The sequence below is a fragment of the Streptomyces sp. NPDC058289 genome (genome assembly GCF_042880975.1).
GTDB lineage: Bacteria > Actinomycetota > Actinomycetes > Streptomycetales > Streptomycetaceae > Streptomyces > Streptomyces stoeckheimensis.
In genome coordinates this window covers 24,381-43,673 of the sequence record NZ_JBHVYI010000073.1, presented here as the reverse complement: position 1 = coordinate 43,673, position 19,293 = coordinate 24,381, and the positions used below count along the sequence as shown (strand labels likewise).

Sequence of the window (19,293 nt, the reverse complement as noted above, 5' to 3'; positions counted from 1 at the left end):
CTCCCGGGCAAGGACGGCTGGGTCTCCCTCTACCTCGCGGAGGCCGCCCCCCCCCGCCACCCCCCCCCCCCCCCCCCCGGGCACGACCCCCCCCACCAAACGGGGGAAAACCCCCCCAACCGCGGGGGGGGGGGGTTTTTTACCCCCCCCCCGCCGACGTTTGAGCCCCAGGAAGCGGTGCCCGACCTGCTCAGCGGCGCATGCCATCGGCACTCGAACGTCCGTACTTTAGCCCCGGCTTGTCCCGATTTGCCGACGGATGTGTAACAGGGGTTAGCGAGGCCATGGCCTGAGGGAATCTCAGCGTCATGAACCACAACGCACCCCTCCCCCTCGCCCACCTCACCGACAACCGCCCCCGCGTGCTGTCGCTGGCCCAGCTCCGGGAGCACGGGGTCACCGCCTCCGACGCCGCCGAGCGGTCCTGGCAGCAGATCCTGCCGGGGGTGTTCCTGCTCCACTCGGGGCCCGCGACGAGCGAGGAGCGGCTGCACGCGGCGCTCCTGTACGCGGGGCGCCGCGGGGACGAGGTCATGATCACCGGGCTGGCCGCCCTCGCGCTGTACCGGTTCTCCTCCGCCCCCGCCCTGCTCGGCCTCCCCCAGATCGACGTGCTCGTCCCGAACACCCGCCGGCTGCGCTCCGCCGGACAGGTCCGCATCGTCCGGACGCACACCCCGCCCCGACCCATGGAGGTCACCGGGCTGCCCGTCGCCCCCGTGGCCCGCGCCGTCGCCGACGCCGTCGCCCACCTCTCCGACGCCGGTACGGTCCGCCGCCTGCTCAGCGAAGCCGTCCGCGGCGGGCACTGCGAACCGGCCGCCGTGGTGCGGGAGCTGACGGTGGCCCGGCTGCTGAACCGCCCGCACGTGGTGGACGCCGTCGAATCGCTGCTCGCCGAGGGCCGGGCCATTGCCGAGGACCGGCTGTACCAGCTCGTACGGGGCTTCGAACTGCCCGAGCCCGTCTGGAACGTGGACCTGCGGCTGCCCGGCGGCCCGCACCTGGGCGGGGTCGACGCGTACTGGCCGGAGCAGGCGGTGGCCGTGGAGATCGACACTCGGGCCCCGCGCCAGGGCGAGGACGAGGCGTGGTCGGAGTCCGTCCGCAAGCGGGAGACCCTGGAACGGTGCGGGGTGACCGTCCTGCACATCACCCCGCGCAAGCTCCGCGACTGGCCCGAGCAGCAGGCTGCGGTCGTACGGACCGCCCTGACGGCGTCCGCCGACCGCGAGCCCGCCGCCTACCTCGTCGTCCTGCCCAGGTGAGGGCCCTACAGCGCAGGATTGGCCGGCGAGTACTCCGGGGCGCTCCACAGCAGCCGCCCCGGGTGCACGCTCTCCACCACGGACTCGATCCGGAAGCGGACCCGCCGGTCCCCGCCCGCCCCGAACTCGGGCTCCGCCCGCCCGCTGAGCTGGAGCAGCGCCCCGCTCTCCCAGTCCGGGAACAGCAGCCCGGCCCGCGGGTCGGCCAGCAGGTTCCCCAGGGTCAGGAACATGGCGTTGCCCGCGTAGTCCGGCCAGGCCAGTTCGGTCGGGGACAGCACCTCGACGAAGCCCGGCATTCCGCCCCGGTGGCTCGCGTCGGCCCCGTCCGCCCCCGCGGACGTGGCGACGAAGAAGGTGTCGGCGGCGCGGACGGCCCGTTCCTGGTCGGGGGTGAGCGCGTCCCCGCGCCGCACGACACCGGCTCCTTCGGCGACGAGCTGGACAGGCTGCCGCTTCTGGAGGTACTTGGGGCAGTTGGCGAAGACCCGTTCGGCCGCCAGCGCGAACCCGCCGGGGGTCACCTCCAGGGTTCCGCCCAGCCGCATCCGGCGCCGGGTGCGCGGGTCGAGGGAGATGGTCCCGACCCGGGTGCCGGCGGTGGCCAGCGCCTCGGCGAGCGGATCGCCCTCGGGGATCCCGCCCTTGACCGTTATCCGGTCCGGCCCGGTGGCCCGTACGAACCCGGGGGCGCCGGTCAGCAGTGAGGCCCAGAGCAGACCTCCGGGATCGGCCGCGCCGACGACCAGGTGCGGCTGCAGCCCCAGGAAGGCCGCCGCCACGTCCTTGATGTGCGGGGTGATGGACTGGCCGACGTGCACGGCGTGCTCGCGGACACCGACCCGCTCCTGGATGGCCAGCGAGCCCCAGTGGTACCCGGACATTAGAAGAACCCGCAGGTAGGGGCCCCTGTGGTGGGAGCCTCGGCGCCTTCGGCGCCGCTCGGCACGGAGATCTCCAGACGGGTCCCGTCGGGGTCGTGGAAGAAGATCCCGCCGGAGGCCGCCCCTTCGCCGTGGGCGACGACCCCTTCGTAGGCGAAATCGACGCCCAGACCGCGCAGCCGCTCCTCGTACGCCCTGACCTCTTCGATGGCGTCCGCGGAGAGCGCGAGGTGGTGCAGTCCGGCCGCGCCGGGTGCGTAGGCCCCCTCGGCCTGCTGCCACAAGGTGAGCACGAGCTCGCCGTCCTGGCCGAGGAAGGCGAAGCGCCGGTCCTCTTCCTTGCCCTCGCCGAGCAGCTCGAAGCCGAGGCCGTCCCGGTAGAAGACGAGCGACCGGTCGAGATCCGTGACGTTCAGGCCCACGTGGCCGGTGCGCAGCTTGCTGATGACGGTCGTCACAACGGTTCCTTCCCCAGAACTACTCAGTTTCTAACCCTCTAAATCGAGATTAGAGGTTAGAACCAGAGGAGTCAACCGCTCACGTACTCTTGAGGGGTTAGTGCCACGAGGAGGCGGACATGACGGCGGCGGACAAGACGACGGACCCACGACCCCTGACCGGGGAACCGGTGGCCCTGGACCTGCTGAACACCCGGTGGGTCCAGGAGGGCGAACCCGTCGACCTCTTCGCCGGCGCCTTCGGACTCACCCGCGTCGAAGGGCTCGCGCTCTGGCTGGAGAGCGCCGGCCTGGCCGGCCGCTTCCGCGCCGACGCCGCGACCCTGGTCCACCTGCTCACCGCCCGCGAGGCACTGGCCCGCGCGGTCGCGGACCCGGCCGACGAGAGCGCCCGCACGCTGGTCGACGCCGTCCTGGAGCACGGCCGGATCCGGGCGACCCTGACCGCCGAAGGGCCGGGCGAGCGGACGGAGTTCGACGACCCGACCTGGGGTCCGGCCTGGACGGCCGCCCGCGACTACCTGGAGCTGCTGGGCTCCGACCCCGGCCGGATCCGCAAGTGCGCCTCCGAGACCTGCGTGCTGCGCTTCCACGACACCTCGCGCAACGGCACCCGGCGCTGGTGCTCGATGTCGGCCTGCGGAAACCGGGCGAAAGCATCCCGCCACTACGCGCGCACGCGCGAGCGCTGAACACCCGGAAGTTGTCACACCTGATCTGAGACGGGGGCCCGGCCGACCCCTGACGCACGGTCGGGAAGTCTACAAATCCATGTTCCACCCCGAAGGTTCGCACCGGTTCATTCCGGTACGGGCCTTCTGGCGTATGCCCCGAGCTGGCGGGAGTCCGCCACGGCAGGTATCGGTCCGTGACAACTCTCCCCAAAGAGCTGTCACTTACGCGAGGCTGACCGGTCATCCGGCACCGAAATCCGGACCGTACCTTTCACTTAGCCAGGGATGCTGATGACCCTCGACTCCCCCAGCTCTATATCCGCGGCCCGACGCGTCTCACGCGTCGCGGCTGCGGCCGGCCTGGTGGCCGCCCTCGCGGCCACCGGCGCCATGCCCGTCTTCGCGGCGACCGGCACGAATACCCCCGCGCCCAACCCGGCGGTGAAGTCTGCCGACGAGAAGCTCGGCTCGGCCGACGCCGAACTGCTCCAGGAAGCCAAGACCAAGGGCGAGAAGACCGTCACGGTCATGGTCGCGACGGCTCCCGGCGAGACCCAGCAGGTGGCCAAGCAGCTCGATGACGTCCAGGGCGCCTCGGTGGGCCAGACGTACGACAAGCTCGGCTACGTGCGCGCCACCCTGCCGATCGACAAGGCGGAGGCCGCGCTGAAGGCGGCCGCCAAGCTGTCGTCCGTGCACGGCATCGACCTGCGGCACGAGATCCAGCTCCCGGACCCCCGTCCGGACGCGGACCGCGAGACGGGGACGGTGAAGCGGACCGCCGCCGAGACCTACCCCGGGCCGGGCAAGAACACCCCGGCGAAGAACCCGTACAACCCGTCCTTCGAGACCGGTGCGCTGGACTTCCTCAAGAAGAACCCGACGGCCGACGGCCGCGGCGTGACCATCGGCATCATGGACTCGGGCGTCGACCTCGGCCACCCGGCGCTCCAGAAGACCACCACCGGCGAGCGCAAGATCGTCGACTGGGTCACCGCGACCGACCCGATCACCGACGGCGACGCCACCTGGCGTGCCCAGATCACCCCGGTCGCCGGTGGCACCTTCACCGCGGGCGGCGGCAGCTGGAAGGCTCCCGAGGGCTCGTTCCAGTGGAGCCGTTTCACCGAGTCGATCACCGCCACCGGTGACATGAAGGGCGACGTCAACCGGGACGGGGACACCACCGACCGGTTCGGCCTGCTCTACGACCCGGTCGCCGGGACCGTCCGCGTCGACACCGACCAGGACAACGACTTCACGAACAACGAGCCGATGAAGCCGTACAAGGACGGCTACCAGATCGGCTACTTCGGCACGGACAACCCGGCGACCGAGGTCGCCGAGCGCATCCCGTTCGTGATCGAGATCCGCAAGGACGTCCCGATGGACCCGCTGGGCGGTGACTGGGTCGGCAAGAAGGCCGACTTCGTCAACGTCGGCATCATCGAGTCCGAGCACGGCACGCACGTCGCGGGCATCACCGCCGCCAACGGCCTGTTCGGCGGGGCGATGAACGGCGAGGCGCCCGGCGCCAAGCTCGTCTCCTCGCGCGCCTGCTCCTGGTCCGGCGGCTGCACCAACATCGCGCTGACCGAGGGCATGATCGACCTCGTCGTCAACCGCGGCGTGGACATCGTCAACATGTCGATCGGCGGCCTGCCGGCCCTGAACGACGGCAACAACGCGCGCTCCGAGCTCTACAAGAACCTCATCGACACCTACGGTGTCCAGCTCGTCATCTCGGCGGGCAACGAGGGCCCCGGCATCAACACCATCGGCGACCCCGGTCTCGCGGACAAGGTCATCTCCGTGGGTGCGGCGGTCTCCAAGGAGACCTGGGCGGCCAACTACGGCTCCGGCGTGACCAAGAAGTACAACATGTTCCCCTTCTCCTCCCGCGGTCCGCGCGAGGACGGCGGCTTCACGCCGACGATCACCGCCCCCGGCGCGTCGATCAACACCATCCAGACCTGGCTGCCCGGCGCACCGGTGAAGGAGGCCGGCTACAACCTGCCGGCCGGTTACGGCATGCTCCAGGGCACCTCGATGTCCTCGCCGCAGGCGGCGGGCGCCAGCGCCCTGCTGATCTCGGCCGCCAAGCAGCAGAAGATCGCCCTCACCCCGGCGAACCTGCGCATCGCGCTCACCAGCAGCGCGAAGAAGATCGATGACGTTCCGGCGCACGCCCAGGGCGCGGGCCTGATCAACATCCCCGGCGCGTGGGAGTCCATCCAGCGCGGCGCGAAGGCCAACGACTTCACCGTCAAGGCCCCGGTCGACACCGCGATCGACCAGTTCCTGAAGACCCCGGGCTTCGGCACCGGCGTCTACGACCGCGAGGGCGGCCTTAAGGTCGGCCAGAAGAAGGTCTACGACGTCGTCGTCACCCGCACCACGGGCGTCAAGTACGGCACCCGGCACGACCTGACCTGGCGCAACAACGACGGCACCTTCAAGGTCATCGGCGGCTACGACTACGTCACCCTGCCCCTGAACAAGCCCGTCACCATCAAGGTCGAGGCCAAGCCCAAGACGGCCGGCGTCCACAGCGGCATCCTGCAGCTCGACGACGAGACCACCGAGGGCATCGACAAGCAGATCCTCTCCACGGTCGTCGTCTCGACCCCGCTGGCGAAGCCCTCGTACAGCTACTCGGACACCTCCTCCGTGCAGCGCAACAGCCACAAGTCGTACTTCGTGACCGTTCCGGCGGGCGCCAAGACCCTCGAGGTCGCCCTCGGCGGACTCGCGGCGGGCAGCCAGACGCGCTTCATCTCGATCCACCCGTACGGTGTGGGCGTCGAGGACAGCGCGACGACCCAGTGCTACCCGAACTACGACAACCCGGCCAACCAGTGCCGCCCCGACCTGCGTTCGTACCCGAACCCGCAGCCGGGCGTCTGGGAGATCGAGGTCGAGTCGCGCCGTACGTCGCCGCTGCTCGACAACCCGTTCAAGCTGGACGTCTCCGTGCTCGGCGCGGCCTTCGACCCCGCGGTCAAGGTCCTGCCCGAGGTCAAGCTCGGTACCCCGGCGCCGGTCCAGTGGACCGTCAAGAACGAGGGTGCGGCGATCTCCGCCGGCAAGCTCCAGGGTGGTCCGCTCGGCTCCGCGAAGGTCGCCAAGCCGACCATCGCCACCGGTGAGACCCACACCACCGAGGTCACGATCGGCGAGGGCGTCTCCCGCCTCGACATCGCGATCGGCAAGGTGTCCGACACCGCCGCCGACCTCGACCTGGACGTGTACAAGGACGGCGTCAAGGTCGGCTCCTCCGCCGACGGCGACTCCGAGGAGGCCGTGAGCCTCGTCAACCCGGCCGCGGGCACCTACACCATCGAGGTGCTCGGCTACGCGATCCCGTCCGGCTCCACCACGTACGACTACCGCGACGTCTACTACTCGGCCGCCCTGGGCACCGTCCAGGTCGACGAGGCCGCCGCGGTCAACCTCGCCAACGGCGCCTCGGCGACCGTCTCCGCGAACGTGCTGGTCAACAGCGCCGCTCCGGAAGGCCGCCAGTTCTTCGGCGAGGTCAAGCTGCTCAACGCCCGCGGCACCGCCGCCGGCACCGGCAGCGTGCAGATCGAGAAGGTCCTGCCGTAACCCGGTAGGAGCCTGAACACAGCGGGGGCGGTGCTCGTCAGAGCACCGCCCCCGCCTGTTTCCCCCAGCCCGTTTCCCTCTCGGGTGCGGACTACTTCCCCAGCGAACTCAGATCCTGTGCGTACGTGCCCACCGCGTGGGCGATCACGTCCAGGTTGGTGTCGAAGGCCTTCAGGTCGATGTTCTTCAAGGTGTCCCCGGCCCCGTGGTAGTTCGGGTCGTACGGGGCCCCGGCCGTGCCGCCGTACCGCTCGGCCTGCTCCGGCGTCTTGATGCCCTCGGCTCCGGTGAAGGTGCCGCCGGCCGGGATGCCGTTCGCGATGAAGGGGCCGTAGTCGGAGCGGCCGTCGAAGTCGCTACCCTCGTGCGGCTTCGCCTTCTTGTCGAGGAAGCCGTTGATCAGCGCCTCGATCTGCGCCGAGCCGGCCGGTCCGGCGCCCTCGCCGGTCTTGTCCGAGTCGTCGCCGTCGTAGACGAACTGCGCCGGGTTCGGCGAGGCGATCATGTCGAAGTTCAGATAGAGCGCGATGTCCTTCTTCTGCCGCTCGGACAGCTGCGCCACGTAGTGCTCGGAGCCCAGCAGGCCGAGCTCCTCCGCCGACCACCAGGCGAAGCGGACCTTGTTGGCGGTCTGCTTGCCCTTGCCCTTCTTGTTGGCGCCCTCGTCCGCGAGCTCGAGGGCCACCTCCAGCAGGCCGGCCGAGCCGGAGCCGTTGTCGTTGATGCCCGGCCCCTCGGGGACCGAGTCCAGGTGGGAGCCGACGGTGACCACGCGGTCGGCGCGGCCGCCGCGGGTCTCGGCGATCACATTGCGCGTGGTCTTCTTCACGTGCTCCTGGTCCAGCTCCAGCCGCACGCTCACCTCACCCTTCGCCGCGGCAGCGCTCAGCGCCTCCCCGTCGGCGAGGGTGATGCCGGCGCTGGGGATGATTCCCTCGGCGGGCGAGGAGAAGCTGCCGCGGACCGGGGTGGTCCCGCTGTGGTTGTAGACGATCACGCCGATCGCGCCCGCCGCGGCGGCGGCCCGCTGCTTCTCCACGAAGGTGCAGGTGCCGCGCTTGACCAGGGCGATCTTCCCGGTGAAGGCGCCGGCCGCGTAGTCGTCGGCGTCGCAGCCGGGACTCTCGTCGACCCGGGCGAGGGCGAGCGCGGCGGTCAGGCCGCCGGCCGGGGTCGACTTGGTGAAGGTGAAGGCGGCGGTGGCCAGCTCACGGGACTCCGCGCCGAGGACGGTGGTCTTCTCCGTCTTGGTGTGCGCGTCGTAGATGTCGAAGTCCTGGTACGAGACCTGGTACCCGGCCTTCTTCAGCGTGTCGTGGACGTAGGCGGCGGAGGCCGCGTGGCCGGGGGTGCCGGCGGCGCGGTTGCCGCCGTTCGCGTCGGCGATCTGCTGGAACTTCGCCAGGTGGCGGTAGGCGCCGCGGGCGGTGACCTCCTCCACCAGCTCCCTGGCCAGCCGGCCCTCGCGCGGGTGGGCGGCGGCCGGCGTGGCGGCGAGCAGGACGGGTGCGGCGACGGCGGCGGCCGCGAGGGCGGCGAGCGCCGGTATGGACCGGCGGCGGTGGCGGATGGCGCGCACGTGGTTCTCCCCGAGTTCGAAGTACGGAACACGCGTCCGAATTGCGGACGCGACAGACGGGACCGTAACCGGCTACGACCAGGCGAAACGCCCACCGGGCGGCGGTGCAACACGCCCGCCACGGAGTTGTCACGCGGGTTCACAGGAAGAACACCGTCCGCTCCTCGGACAATGGATTGGACAAGGCTCGTGGGGTCGAACGCATGATGGCTTCACGCGCGCCCGCGTCGTACGTACCAAGAGGAGTCACCGTGAGGGTCGGAATCGTCGGAGCCACCGGACAGGTCGGCGGAGTCATGCGCGGCATCCTGGCCGAGCGCAAGTTCCCGGTGGACGAGCTGCGGCTGTTCGCCTCGGCCCGTTCGGCCGGCTCCACCCTCGAATGGGAGGGCCGGGAGATCACCATCGAGGACGCCTCCACGGCCGACTACTCCGGCCTGGACATCGTGCTCTTCTCCGCGGGCGGCGCCACCTCCAAGGCCCTCGCCGAGAAGGTCGCCTCGCAGGGTGCCGTCGTGATCGACAACTCCTCCGCCTGGCGCCGCGACCCCGAGGTCCCCCTCGTCGTCTCCGAGGTCAACCCGCACGCGATCAAGAACCGCCCCAAGGGCATCATCGCGAACCCGAACTGCACCACGATGGCCGCGATGCCGGTGCTGCGCCCCCTGCACGACGAGGCCGGTCTGACCGCGCTGATCGCCACCACCTACCAGGCCGTGTCCGGCTCGGGCCTGGCGGGCGTCGCCGAGCTCAAGGGCCAGGCCTGCGCGGTCTCCGAGGCCGCCGACCAGCTGACCTTCGACGGCGACGCGGTGGAGTTCCCCGAGCCTGCCGTCTACAAGCGTCCGATCGCCTACAACGTGATCCCGCTCGCGGGCTCGATCGTCGACGACGGCTCCTTCGAGACCGACGAGGAGCAGAAGCTCCGCAACGAGTCCCGCAAGATCCTCGAGATCCCGGAGCTCAAGGTCTCGGGCACCTGCGTGCGCGTGCCGGTCTTCGCCGGCCACTCCCTCCAGGTCAACGTCCGCTTCGCCCGCCCGCTGAGCGTCGAGCGCGCCTACGAGCTGCTGAAGGACGCCCCGGGCGTCGAGCTCTCGGAGATCCCGACCCCGCTGCAGGCCGCCGGCAAGGACGCCTCGTACGTGGGCCGCATCCGCGTCGACGAGACCACCGAGAACGGCCTCGCGCTGTTCCTCTCCAACGACAACCTCCGCAAGGGCGCCGCGCTGAACGCGGTCCAGATCGCGGAGCTGGTCGCGGAGGAGCTGCGCGGCTGATCCCGTTCGCACGACCGGAGGGCGGCACCGTCACGGTGCCGCCCTCCGGCGTTCCCCCCGCGCCCGCTACGCCCGGCGGACCTCGAAGAGGTAGCAGCCGAATTCGGCCGAGCGGACGTGGACGAGCGCGGTCCGAGGGTCCTCGAAGGCCTCCGTCAGCGCCTGCCCGACCACCGCGTCCGGGTCCTCGGCGAGGTCGAGCACCCGCCCGCCGAGGATGCGGCCCGCCGCGTCGTAGCGGCGGGCCGTGCGCAGGGCGCCCGGGTGGGCGAAGGGAAGGCCGGACTCCGGGGCCGGTCCGCCGCAGTCGGCGGCGTGGATGAACACCGGGCCCTGCTCGTCGTAGGCCTCGGGGTCGGCGCCTGTCGCGGCGGCCCAGCGGCGCAGCGGGGCGTACGCGACGAGGGCGATCCGCTCCCCGGAGACGCTGCGGCGCAGGCAGCAGCGCAGCGGGGCGCCGCCCTCCGGGTCCTCGTAGGCGGTGCAGGGCCGCCCGGCATCGTCGACGGCGCGCAGGCGGGAGAGGACGGGAGGGGCGATGGCGAGCACGGTGTGGGTGGTCATGGGGTCCAGGGTGCTCCCGGCGGACCGGCCGGAGCTGGCGGAAATCGGACGTCGCGTTTCGCCCGTGGATGACTCCGGCGCGGGGGCGCGGCCCGCGTGGAAGGATGGGCCGGAACGTCACCATCGAAGGAGATGACCGCGTGCCAGGCACGAATCTGACCCGTGAAGAGGCTCAGCAGCGCGCAAAGCTGCTCACTGTCGACTCGTACGAGGTCGAGCTCGATCTCAGCGGCGCGCAGGAGGGCGGCACGTACCCCTCCGTGACCACGGTGCGCTTCCAGTCCGCCGAGGCCGGCGCCGAGACGTTCATCGACCTGGTCGCCCCGGCCGTGCACGAGGTCGTCCTCAACGGCAAGGCCCTCGACGTGGCCGCCGTCTTCCGCGACTCCCGGATCGCGCTCGCGCACCTCGCCGCCGGGGCCAACGAGCTCCGCGTCGTCGCCGACTGCGCCTACACCAACACCGGTGAGGGTCTGCACCGCTTCGTCGACCCGGTCGACGAGCAGGCGTACCTGTACACCCAGTTCGAGGTCCCGGACGCGCGCCGCGTGTTCGCGAGCTTCGAGCAGCCCGACCTGAAGGCGACGTTCCGGTTCACCGTGACGGCCCCCGCGGGCTGGACGGTCATCTCGAACTCCCCGACGCCCCAGGCTCCGGCCGACAACGTCTGGCGCTTCGAGCCCACCCCGCGCATCTCCACGTACATCACGGCCCTGATCGTCGGCCCGTACCACGCGGTGCACAGCTCGTACGAGGGCAAGGACGGGCAGTCCGTCCCGCTCGGCATCTACTGCCGCCCCTCGCTCGCCGAGTTCCTCGACGCCGACGCGATCTTCGACGTGACCCGGCAGGGCTTCGACTGGTTCCAGGAGAAGTTCGCGTACGACTACCCGTTCGCGAAGTACGACCAGCTCTTCGTGCCGGAGTTCAACGCGGGCGCGATGGAGAACGCGGGCGCGGTCACCATCCGCGACCAGTACGTCTTCCGCTCCAAGGTGACGGACGCGGCGTACGAGACGCGCGCCGAGACGATCCTGCACGAGCTCGCGCACATGTGGTTCGGCGACCTCGTCACCATGGAGTGGTGGAACGACCTGTGGCTGAACGAGTCGTTCGCCACCTACACCTCCATCGCCTGCCAGGCGTACGCGGAGGGCTCGAAGTGGCCGCACGCCTGGACCTCCTTCGCCAACTCCATGAAGACCTGGGCGTACCGGCAGGACCAGCTGCCCTCCACGCACCCGATCATGGCCGACATCCGTGACCTGGACGACGTCCTGGTCAACTTCGACGGCATCACGTACGCCAAGGGCGCCTCGGTGCTCAAGCAGCTCGTTGCCTACGTCGGCCAGGACGCCTTCTTCAAGGGCGTGCAGGCGTACTTCAAGGCGCACGCCTTCGGGAACACGCGCCTGTCGGACCTGCTGGGCGCCCTGGAGGAGACCTCCGGCCGCGATCTGACCGCCTGGTCGAAGGCATGGCTGGAGACGGCCGGCATCAACATCCTGCGCCCGGAGATCGAGACGGACGCGAACGGCGCCATCACCGCCTTCGCCGTCCGCCAGGAGGCCCCGGCACTGCCCGTCGGCGCCAAGGGCGAGCCGGTGCTGCGCCCGCACCGCATCGCGGTCGGCCTGTACGAGCTGACCGACGGCAAGCTGGTGCGCGGCGAGCGGATCGAGCTGGACATCGACGGCGAACTGACCGCCGTACCCGAGCTGATCGGCCGGACCCGTCCGGCCGTGGTCCTGCTGAACGACGACGACCTGTCGTACGCCAAGGTCCGCCTCGACGAGGTGTCGCTCGCCAACGTCACCGCGCACCTGGGCGACTTCACCGAGTCGCTGCCGCGCGCGCTGTGCTGGGCCTCGGCCTGGGACATGACCCGCGACGGCGAACTGGCCACCCGCGACTACCTCGCCCTCGTCCTGTCGGGCATCGGCAAGGAGTCGGACATCGGCGTCGTCCAGTCGCTGCACCGCCAGGTCAAGCTGGCCGTGGAGCTGTACGCCGACCCGGCGTGGCGCGACCAGGGCCTGGCGCTCTGGACGGAGGCCTCGCTGGAGCACCTGCGCGCGGCCGAGCCGGGCAGCGACCACCAGCTGGCGTGGGCCCGCGCCTTCGCGGCGACGGCCCGCACCGAGGAGCAGCTGACCTACCTGTCGGCGCTGCTGGACGGCTCGGCCGAGGTCAAGGGCCTGGCCGTGGACACCGAGCTGCGCTGGGCGTTCCTGGAGCGCCTGGTCGCCACGGGCGTCGCCGACGAGCCGGCCATCGCGGCCGAGCTGGAGCGGGACAAGACCGCGGCGGGCGAGCGGCACGCGGCGACCGCCCGCGCGGCGCGTCCGACGGCGGAGGCCAAGGCGGAGGCGTGGGCCTCGGTCGTCGAGGGCGACTCGCTCCCGAACGCGGTGCAGGAAGCGGTGATCGGGGGCTTCGTCCAGACCGACCAGCGCGAGCTGCTCGCCCCGTACACGGCGAAGTACTTCGCGGCGGTCAAGGAGGTCTGGGAGACCCGCAGCCACGAGATCGCCCAGCAGATCGCGGTGGGGCTCTACCCGTCCCTCCAGGTCTCCGCGGAGACCCTCGCGGCGACGGACGCCTGGCTGGCCTCGGCCGAGCCGAACGCGGCCCTGCGCCGCCTGGTCTCGGAGTCCCGCGCGGGCATCGAGCGCGCGCTGACCGCCCAGGCGGCCGACGCTCGGGCGTAAGCGGCTCGCGCCGCTGCCGGGGCTCCGCCCCGAACCCCGCGCCTCAAGCGCCGGCGAGGCTGAGATGTGCCGCTGCGCGGCACGTTCAAGCCCGTCCGGCCTTGAGGCGCGGGTCCGGGCGGAGCTGATTTCAGCCCGTCCGGCGTTTGAGGACCGGGTCCGGGCGGAGCCGATTTCAGCCCGTCCGGCGTTTGAGGACCGGGTCCGGGCGGGGCTCGGGGAACGGGCGAAGGGCGGGTAGGGGACTCTGCCCCGCAGGGCCGCCCACCCGCAGCGGCGGCTACGGCCGGGCGGCGGCTACGGTCCGTAGGGCCGCCAGGACGTGCGCCACGGCAGGCGCCGACTCCGAGCCCCGCCGCAGGGCGGCGATGACGTGCCGGGTGGGCCGGTCGTGGGACAGCACCCGCACGGCGACGCCGGCCGCGCGACTCGCCACCATCCGCGGCACCAGCGCCACCCCCATCCCCGCCTCGACCATCGCCAGGATCGCGGTCCACCCGGACGCCGAGTGCGCCTGTTCCGGGACGAACCCCGCCGCCTCGCACGCGTTGCGGGTGATCTCCGACCAGGGCCCGGAGCCGCCGTAGATCCACGGATCCCCGGACAGGTCCGAGAGCCGCAGCTCCGTGGCTCCGGCCAGCGGGTGGTCCGGGGGCAGGGCCACGTCGAGGGGGTCCTCCAGCAGGGTCCTGCGGGTGAAGCGGGGATCGCGGGCGGTCGGAGCGTGCGCGGCGAGGGAAAGCGCGAGGTCGACGACCCCGGCGGACAGCAGCTCGTAGGACTCGGCCGCCTCGGTCTCCCGTACGCGGACCTCCACCCCGGGGTGCGAGCGCCTCAGGGCGGCGACCGCCGGGACCACGAGGACCGGTACGGCGGTGGAGAAGGCGCCGATCCGCACCTCCCCCGCCTCCCCCGCGAGGTACCCGGTCAGCTCCGCGTCGGCCCGCTCCAGCTGCGCGAACACGGCCTCCGCGTGCCGCAGTACGAGGTGTGCGGCATCGGTGAGCCGGACCCGGCGGCCCTGCGCCTCCAGCAGCGGGACCCCCAGCATCCTGGCCAAGTTGGTCAGCTGCTGCGAAACGGCCGAGGGCGTCATGTGCAGCGCCTCGGCCGTCGCGGTCACGGTCCCCTGTTCGGCGAGGGTCCGCAGGATCCGCAGCTTCTTGATGTCCCACTCGATCATGGGACCGAACTTACCGCCGGGCACCCAGACCCACGCCGCCGAGGATCAGCGCCATGCAGAGGAGCTGCGTCGGACCGGTCGTCTCGCCGAGGAGCAGCAGGCCGAGGCCCGCGACGCAGACCGGCTGGAGGTAGTAGACGACTCCGGCGCGAGCGGCGCCGATCATCCCGATGGCCTTGTTCCAGGCGAAGAAGGCGACTGCGGAGGAGAAGACGCCGACGTACAGGAGCATTCCGGCGGTGGAGGGGGTGACCTGGAAGCCGCCCTGGACACCGACGGACACGGCGTAGGCGGGGGCGAGCATCAGGGCGCCGAGGACGAAGGTGGTGAGCAGGAAGGCGAGTCCGCCCAGTTCGGCGGGCTTGCGCTTGAGGAGCGCGCTGTACGTGGCGAAGGACAGCGCGGCGCCGAACATCCACAGGTCGCCGGCGGCGAAGTCGAACCGGATCGATCCCTTGCCGACCAGGAGGAGCACGCCGAGGGCGGCGAGGGCCAGGCCGAAGGTGCGCCGGACGCCGAGCTTTTCGCCGCCGAGCCGGGCGTACAGGGCCATGATGACCGGCGAGGCGGCCATGATCATGCCCATGTTGGAGGCGGAGGTGGTCAGTCCGGCCTGGTGGACGAGCGTGTTGTACAGAGTGACGCCGAAGAGGGTGGCCAGGGCGACGTAGCCGAAGTGCTCGCGGATCAGGGCCCGCTGCTGCCAGGCCTGCCGGGCGGCGAAGGGGGCGACGGCCACGGTGGCGATCACCCAGCGCCAGAAGACGGCCTGGACGGGCGGGATGCTGTCGGCCATGCCGCGGGTGGCGACGAAGCTGCCGGACCAGACGACCGTCGCGAGCAGGGCGAGGAGGATGCCGAGACCGGCGGCCACCTTCTTCGCCTTGCCGGGCAGTGCTTCCTGCGGGACGGTGCGGACTCGGTCCATGACGGCCACGGTGTGTCTCCCCCTCGGGGTTCGGAGTGTCGGTTCGTTGGTCTACCGTCGCACTGGGGTACCCGTCAGGTCCATCGAAACATTTCGATCGGTCTCTTCAGCAGAACTGAACGGTCCCGCCTTCGGTCGCGTCGTGCCCGTCGAGCCCGCCGCGAGCTGCCCCGCGATGGTGGCGCCGAAGGCGATCACCATGCCCAGCACCTGCACGGGCGACAGCGCCTGCCCCAGAGCGGCCCACCCGATGACGGCGGCGGTGAGCGGCGAGAGCGGGCCGAGGAGGGTGACCGACGTGGCGCTGAGCTGCCCGATGCCGCGGATCCAGAGCCAGTACGCAATGCCGGTGTTGATCAGCATCATGTAGCCGTACCCGAGGAAGGCCTTGCCGTCGAGGGCCGGCGGCGCCCCTTCCACCAGCGCGGCGACCGGGATGATGACCAGGCCGCCCGCGGTGAGCTGCCAGCCGGTCATGGCCAGCGGGCCGACGCCCTCCGGGCGCCCCCACCGCTTGGTCATGACGATGCCCGCGCCCATCGAGGCGGAGGAGACGACGCCGGCCACCACCCCGACCGGGTCGAGCTGCGCCTGCGCGGTCAGCACCACCATGCCGACGCCGAAGGCCGCCACGACGGCGGCGAGCACGGTCCGCAGCCGGGCCCGCTCGCCCAGGAGGAGGGCGGCGAGCCCCACGACGAACAGCGGCCCCAAGGAGCCCAGTACGGCCGCGACCCCGCCGGGCAGGCGGTAGGCGGAGAGGAACAGGAGCGGGAAGAAGGCTCCGATGTTGAGGCCGCCCAGGACGGCCGCCTTCCACCACCACTGCCCCGTGGGCAGCTTCCGCGCGAGGGCGGTGAGGAGCAGTCCGGCGGGCAGGGCCCGCATCACCCCGGTGAACAGCGGCCGGTCGGGCGGCAGCAGCTCGGAGGCCACGAAGTAGGTGGAGCCCCAGGAGACGGGGGCGAGGGCGGTCAGGACGAGGGTGGTGACGCGCTTCACGGCGGGTGCTCCTCCGGCAGGGACGAGTGGCTCGAGCGAGTAGCTCACTTGGAAGTAGCTTAGCAGTAAGCTACTTTCCTGCAAGCAACTTTCTTGCCAATGAACAAGCGAAAGCCGGATACTGCGCCTATGACCGACAAAGACCCCGTCGACGCGATCGCCGACCAGTGGTTCGTGGTGCGCCCCGATCTGGACACCACGCCCATGGCCGTCTTCGGCCGGATCTACCGGATCTCCAAAGCCATGGGCGACGCGATGGAGAAGGCCTACGGGCGCTACGGGATCTCGCGCGGGGAGTTCGACGTCGTGGCCACGCTGCGCCGCAGCGGAAACCCGTACACCCTCTCGCCCCGCCAGCTCTCGGCCACGCTGATGCTCACCACGGGCGGGATGACGGGACGGCTGGACAAGCTGGAGAAGGCCGGGCTGCTCCGCCGCAGCCCCGATCCGGACGACCGGCGAGGGCTCCGGGTGACCATCACCGACCGGGGGCTCGCGCTCATCGACGAAGCGGTCACGGCGGGTCTGGAGGTGCAGCGGGAAGCGCTCACCGGGCTGGACGAGGCGGAGATCGCGGCGCTCACCGGCCTGCTGCGCAAGGTGATGGCAGGGGTCCCCTAGCGGAGACGGGCCTGCGGGGCCGGGCCCTGGGAACCGGGCCCGGGTACGACGAGGCGCCGGGGGTCCTCAGGGACCCCCGGCGCCTTCGTTCAGTCTTGGGTCAGCCTTCGTGCTGCGTCTTGCGCGACTTGTCGCCGACCATCACCAGACCGGCAATGATCAGGAACAGCACGATCGGCGCGGCCACGTAGAGGCCGAGCGTCTCGGCGACGCTCAGGCCCGGACCCGGGTCGTCGCCGTCGTCACGGGTGACCGCGAGGGCGGGAGACGTCATCAGCAGCATCATCAGCGTCGTTCCGGCCGTGACGGCGCCGGCGCGCAGAGCGTTCTTCTTGTCCACGGTGCAAACGTAGCGAACACCTAAACGCCGCGCGCGCCCGGGGGTGCCGTACGGGTTCCCGCCGCCCCCCGCACCGCCCCCAGCAGGGCGTTCGCCCGCGGCGAGGCGGCCAGTGCCTCCAGGCTCAGCGGCCGGCCCTCCGCGTCGGCGACCGGGAGCCGCCAGTTGGGGTACTGGTCCCAGGTGCCGGGCAGGTTCTGCGGCCGCCGGTCCCCCACCGCGTCGGGCAGCCAGACCCCGACCAGCCGGGCCGGTGTGCGCAGCAGGAACCCGTACAGGGCCCGTACGGCGGCCTCCTCGCCCTTGGCATCGAGCCCGAGGTCCTCCAGTACGTCCAGCCAGCGCGCGGTATCGGCCGCGTCCTCGGCGCGCTCCCGCTCGGCCGGGCGGGTCAGCAGGCCGAGCCGGTCGCGCAGTTCCACGTGGGAGCCGGCCAGTTTGGCGGCCGTGGGCGGCAGATCGTGGGTGGTCACGGTGGCCAGGCAGTCGGCCCGCCAGCGCTCCGGCTCCAACGGCTCGCCGTCGCCGCCCCAGTCCCGCTCGAACCACAGCACCGAGGTGCCCAGCACCCCGCGCCGGGCCAACGCCTGACGGACCCCCGGCTGCACGGTGCCGAGGTCCTCGCCGATGACCAGGGCCCCCGCCCGGTGCGCCTCCAGGACCAGCAGGGCGAGCATCGCCTCCCCGTCGTACGCGACGTACGCGCCTTCGGCGGGCGGGGCCCCTTCCGGGATCCACCAGAGCCGGAACAGTCCCATGACGTGGTCGATGCGCAGCGCGCCCGCGTACCGGAACACCCCCCGCAGCAGGGCCCGCAGCGGCGCGTACCCGGTGGCCGCCAGCCGGTCGGGCCGCCACGGGGGCAGCCCCCAGTCCTGGCCGCGCGCGTTGAAGGCGTCCGGCGGGGCCCCGACGGAGACGGCCCGGGCGTAGTGGGGGGCTCCGAAGGGGGCTCCGGTGGCGTCCGAGCCCTCCGGGTGCACCCCGACGGCCAGGTCGTGCACGATGCCGACCGCCATCCCGGCCTCCTTGGCTGCGCGCTGGGCGGCGGCGAGCTGGGCGTCCGTCAGCCAGACCAGCCAGCGGTGGAAGTCGGCCCCGGTCGTCGGGTCCTCCCCGGCGTGCCCGGCGCACCAGGCGGCGTGCCGGTCCAGCTCGGCGCCCTGCTCGGCGCGGAACTCCCCGTAGGCCGCTTCCCGTTCGGGGGTCCGCGGGACGGCGTACAGCAGCTCCAGGGCGGCCCGCTTGAGGGACCAGACGGCGTCCCGGTCGATCAGCGCCCCCTTCTCCAGCACCTCGCGCCGCAACTCCGCTCCCCGGTCGGCCAGTTCCGCGAGGGCGGCCCGGTCGGGGCAGTCGGCGTACTCGGGGACGTCCTCGATCCGCAGGTGCACCGGGTCGGGGAAGCGGCGCGAGGAGGGCCGGTACGGGGAGGGGTCGGTCGGGGTGCCGGGCACGGCCGCGTGCAGCGGGTTGACCTGGACGAAGCCGGCTCCGTGGACACGGCCCGCCCAGCGCGCCAGCTCCGCCAGATCGCCCAGGTCACCCATGCCCCAGGAACGCTCGGAGAGCACCGAGTAGAGCTGGACGAGCAGCCCGTGGGTGCGTTCGGGCGCCGCCGGAGCCCGGTCGGGGGCCACGATCAGGGTGGCGGTCGCGGTGCGGCCGTCGGGGGCCTCGGCATGGATCCGGTGCACGCCGAGCGGCGGCTCCCCCGCGTCGGCCGCACCCCAGACCGCCGGCGGCGCCTGGGGGGCCGCACGGCCCGCAGCCTCCGGCGGCCCGGCCCCCTCCGTCTCCGCCTCCAGCAGCGTCCGGGTCCCCGGCGGCAGCGCGCCCAGCTCCACGGGCGGCCGGGATCCGGCCCACCACACCAGCACGCGCGGCAACAGCCGGTGCGCCGCGTCGTGTTCGGCCGCGGCCAGGTCCGCCCGTACGGACTCCGGGGTGTCCGTGTTCACCCCCAACTGCCGCAGTACGGCGGCGACGGTGGCCTCCGGGACCCGGAGGGTGACGTCCTCGGCGGGCTGGTAGGTGGTGGCGACTCCGTACAGGGCCGCGAGCCGGGCGAGGTCGTCCATCAGGTTCCTTGTCGTCTAGGGGGTGTTGGGTGGATCAGGGTCGGCCAGGTCGCGGGGCCTGGTGCGGTGCATCGCAAGGCGCCGGAGCGTCTCGACAGCGGAGCTGTCGGG

The 19,293-nt window shown here is 71.9% G+C and carries 15 protein-coding genes; 6 read left to right on the top strand and 9 right to left on the bottom strand.

Features of this window, described 5'->3' with window-relative positions; genetic code table 11:
* Positions 1–308: 308 nt before the first annotated feature.
* Positions 309–1,268 (top strand): hypothetical protein, encoded by a 960-nt coding sequence (locus ACFVX6_RS29970; protein ID WP_389696699.1) that lies wholly within the window; start codon positions 309–311, stop codon positions 1,266–1,268.
* 5 nt (positions 1,269–1,273) lie between these two features.
* On the opposite strand, the gene ACFVX6_RS29965 is transcribed toward ACFVX6_RS29970, so the two are convergent.
* Both ACFVX6_RS29965 and ACFVX6_RS29960 read right to left on the bottom strand, forming a co-directional pair.
* Positions 1,274–2,152 carry a pyridoxamine 5'-phosphate oxidase family protein gene (locus ACFVX6_RS29965; protein WP_389696697.1) on the bottom strand — a complete coding sequence of 293 codons (879 nt, stop codon included), beginning with the start codon at positions 2,150–2,152 and terminating at the stop codon, positions 1,274–1,276.
* A complete protein-coding gene (locus ACFVX6_RS29960) occupies positions 2,152–2,610 on the bottom strand; it encodes a VOC family protein (RefSeq protein WP_351384907.1) in 459 nt (152 codons plus the stop codon). Before ACFVX6_RS29960 ends, ACFVX6_RS29965 begins: the two co-directional genes overlap by 1 nt.
* Positions 2,611–2,729: 119 nt before the next feature.
* Between ACFVX6_RS29960 and ACFVX6_RS29955 the strand changes: the two genes are divergently transcribed.
* Positions 2,730–3,302: a CGNR zinc finger domain-containing protein gene (locus ACFVX6_RS29955; protein ID WP_389696695.1), complete on the top strand. Its 573-nt coding sequence runs from the start codon at positions 2,730–2,732 to the stop codon at positions 3,300–3,302.
* 273 nt (positions 3,303–3,575) lie between these two features.
* A complete protein-coding gene (locus ACFVX6_RS29950; protein ID WP_389696693.1) occupies positions 3,576–6,893 on the top strand; it encodes a S8 family serine peptidase in 3,318 nt (1,105 codons plus the stop codon).
* Between the two features lie 91 nt (positions 6,894–6,984).
* On the opposite strand, the gene ACFVX6_RS29945 is transcribed toward ACFVX6_RS29950, so the two are convergent.
* Entirely contained in the window at positions 6,985–8,472 is a 1,488-nt protein-coding gene (locus tag ACFVX6_RS29945) for a M28 family metallopeptidase (RefSeq protein WP_389696692.1), read from the bottom strand.
* A gap of 251 nt (positions 8,473–8,723) precedes the next feature.
* Here ACFVX6_RS29945 and ACFVX6_RS29940 point away from each other — a divergent pair, with 251 nt between their 5' ends.
* A complete protein-coding gene (locus ACFVX6_RS29940; protein ID WP_375956986.1) occupies positions 8,724–9,752 on the top strand; it encodes an aspartate-semialdehyde dehydrogenase in 1,029 nt (342 codons plus the stop codon).
* Positions 9,753–9,818: 66 nt separating this feature from the next.
* Here the strand turns inward: ACFVX6_RS29940 and ACFVX6_RS29935 are convergent, their stop codons facing one another.
* Complete coding sequence (locus ACFVX6_RS29935) at positions 9,819–10,316, bottom strand: DUF1203 domain-containing protein (protein WP_389696690.1); 498 nt, start codon at positions 10,314–10,316, stop codon at positions 9,819–9,821.
* Positions 10,317–10,456: 140 nt separating this feature from the next.
* Between ACFVX6_RS29935 and pepN the strand changes: the two genes are divergently transcribed.
* A complete protein-coding gene (gene pepN / locus ACFVX6_RS29930) occupies positions 10,457–13,027 on the top strand; it encodes an aminopeptidase N (protein WP_389696688.1) in 2,571 nt (856 codons plus the stop codon).
* 280 nt (positions 13,028–13,307) lie between these two features.
* On the opposite strand, the gene ACFVX6_RS29925 is transcribed toward pepN, so the two are convergent.
* The 3 genes from ACFVX6_RS29925 to ACFVX6_RS29915 are packed head-to-tail and all read right to left on the bottom strand — an operon-like array spanning position 13,308 to position 16,140.
* On the bottom strand, positions 13,308–14,210 hold the full coding sequence (locus tag ACFVX6_RS29925; protein ID WP_389696687.1) for a LysR family transcriptional regulator: 903 nt from the start codon (positions 14,208–14,210) through the stop codon (positions 13,308–13,310).
* Positions 14,211–14,220: 10 nt separating this feature from the next.
* A complete protein-coding gene (locus tag ACFVX6_RS29920) occupies positions 14,221–15,138 on the bottom strand; it encodes a DMT family transporter (RefSeq protein WP_389696685.1) in 918 nt (305 codons plus the stop codon).
* 51 nt (positions 15,139–15,189) lie between these two features.
* Positions 15,190–16,140 carry an EamA family transporter gene (locus tag ACFVX6_RS29915; protein ID WP_389696683.1) on the bottom strand — a complete coding sequence of 317 codons (951 nt, stop codon included), beginning with the start codon at positions 16,138–16,140 and terminating at the stop codon, positions 15,190–15,192.
* 129 nt (positions 16,141–16,269) lie between these two features.
* Here ACFVX6_RS29915 and ACFVX6_RS29910 point away from each other — a divergent pair, with 129 nt between their 5' ends.
* Positions 16,270–16,761: a MarR family winged helix-turn-helix transcriptional regulator gene (locus ACFVX6_RS29910; protein ID WP_389696681.1), complete on the top strand. Its 492-nt coding sequence runs from the start codon at positions 16,270–16,272 to the stop codon at positions 16,759–16,761.
* A 100-nt stretch (positions 16,762–16,861) separates the two neighbouring features.
* Here the strand turns inward: ACFVX6_RS29910 and ACFVX6_RS29905 are convergent, their stop codons facing one another.
* Entirely contained in the window at positions 16,862–17,101 is a 240-nt protein-coding gene (locus ACFVX6_RS29905) for a hypothetical protein (RefSeq protein WP_389696679.1), read from the bottom strand.
* Positions 17,102–17,121: 20 nt separating this feature from the next.
* A complete protein-coding gene (locus ACFVX6_RS29900) occupies positions 17,122–19,182 on the bottom strand; it encodes a 4-alpha-glucanotransferase (RefSeq protein ID WP_389696677.1) in 2,061 nt (686 codons plus the stop codon).
* Positions 19,183–19,293 lie beyond the last annotated feature (111 nt).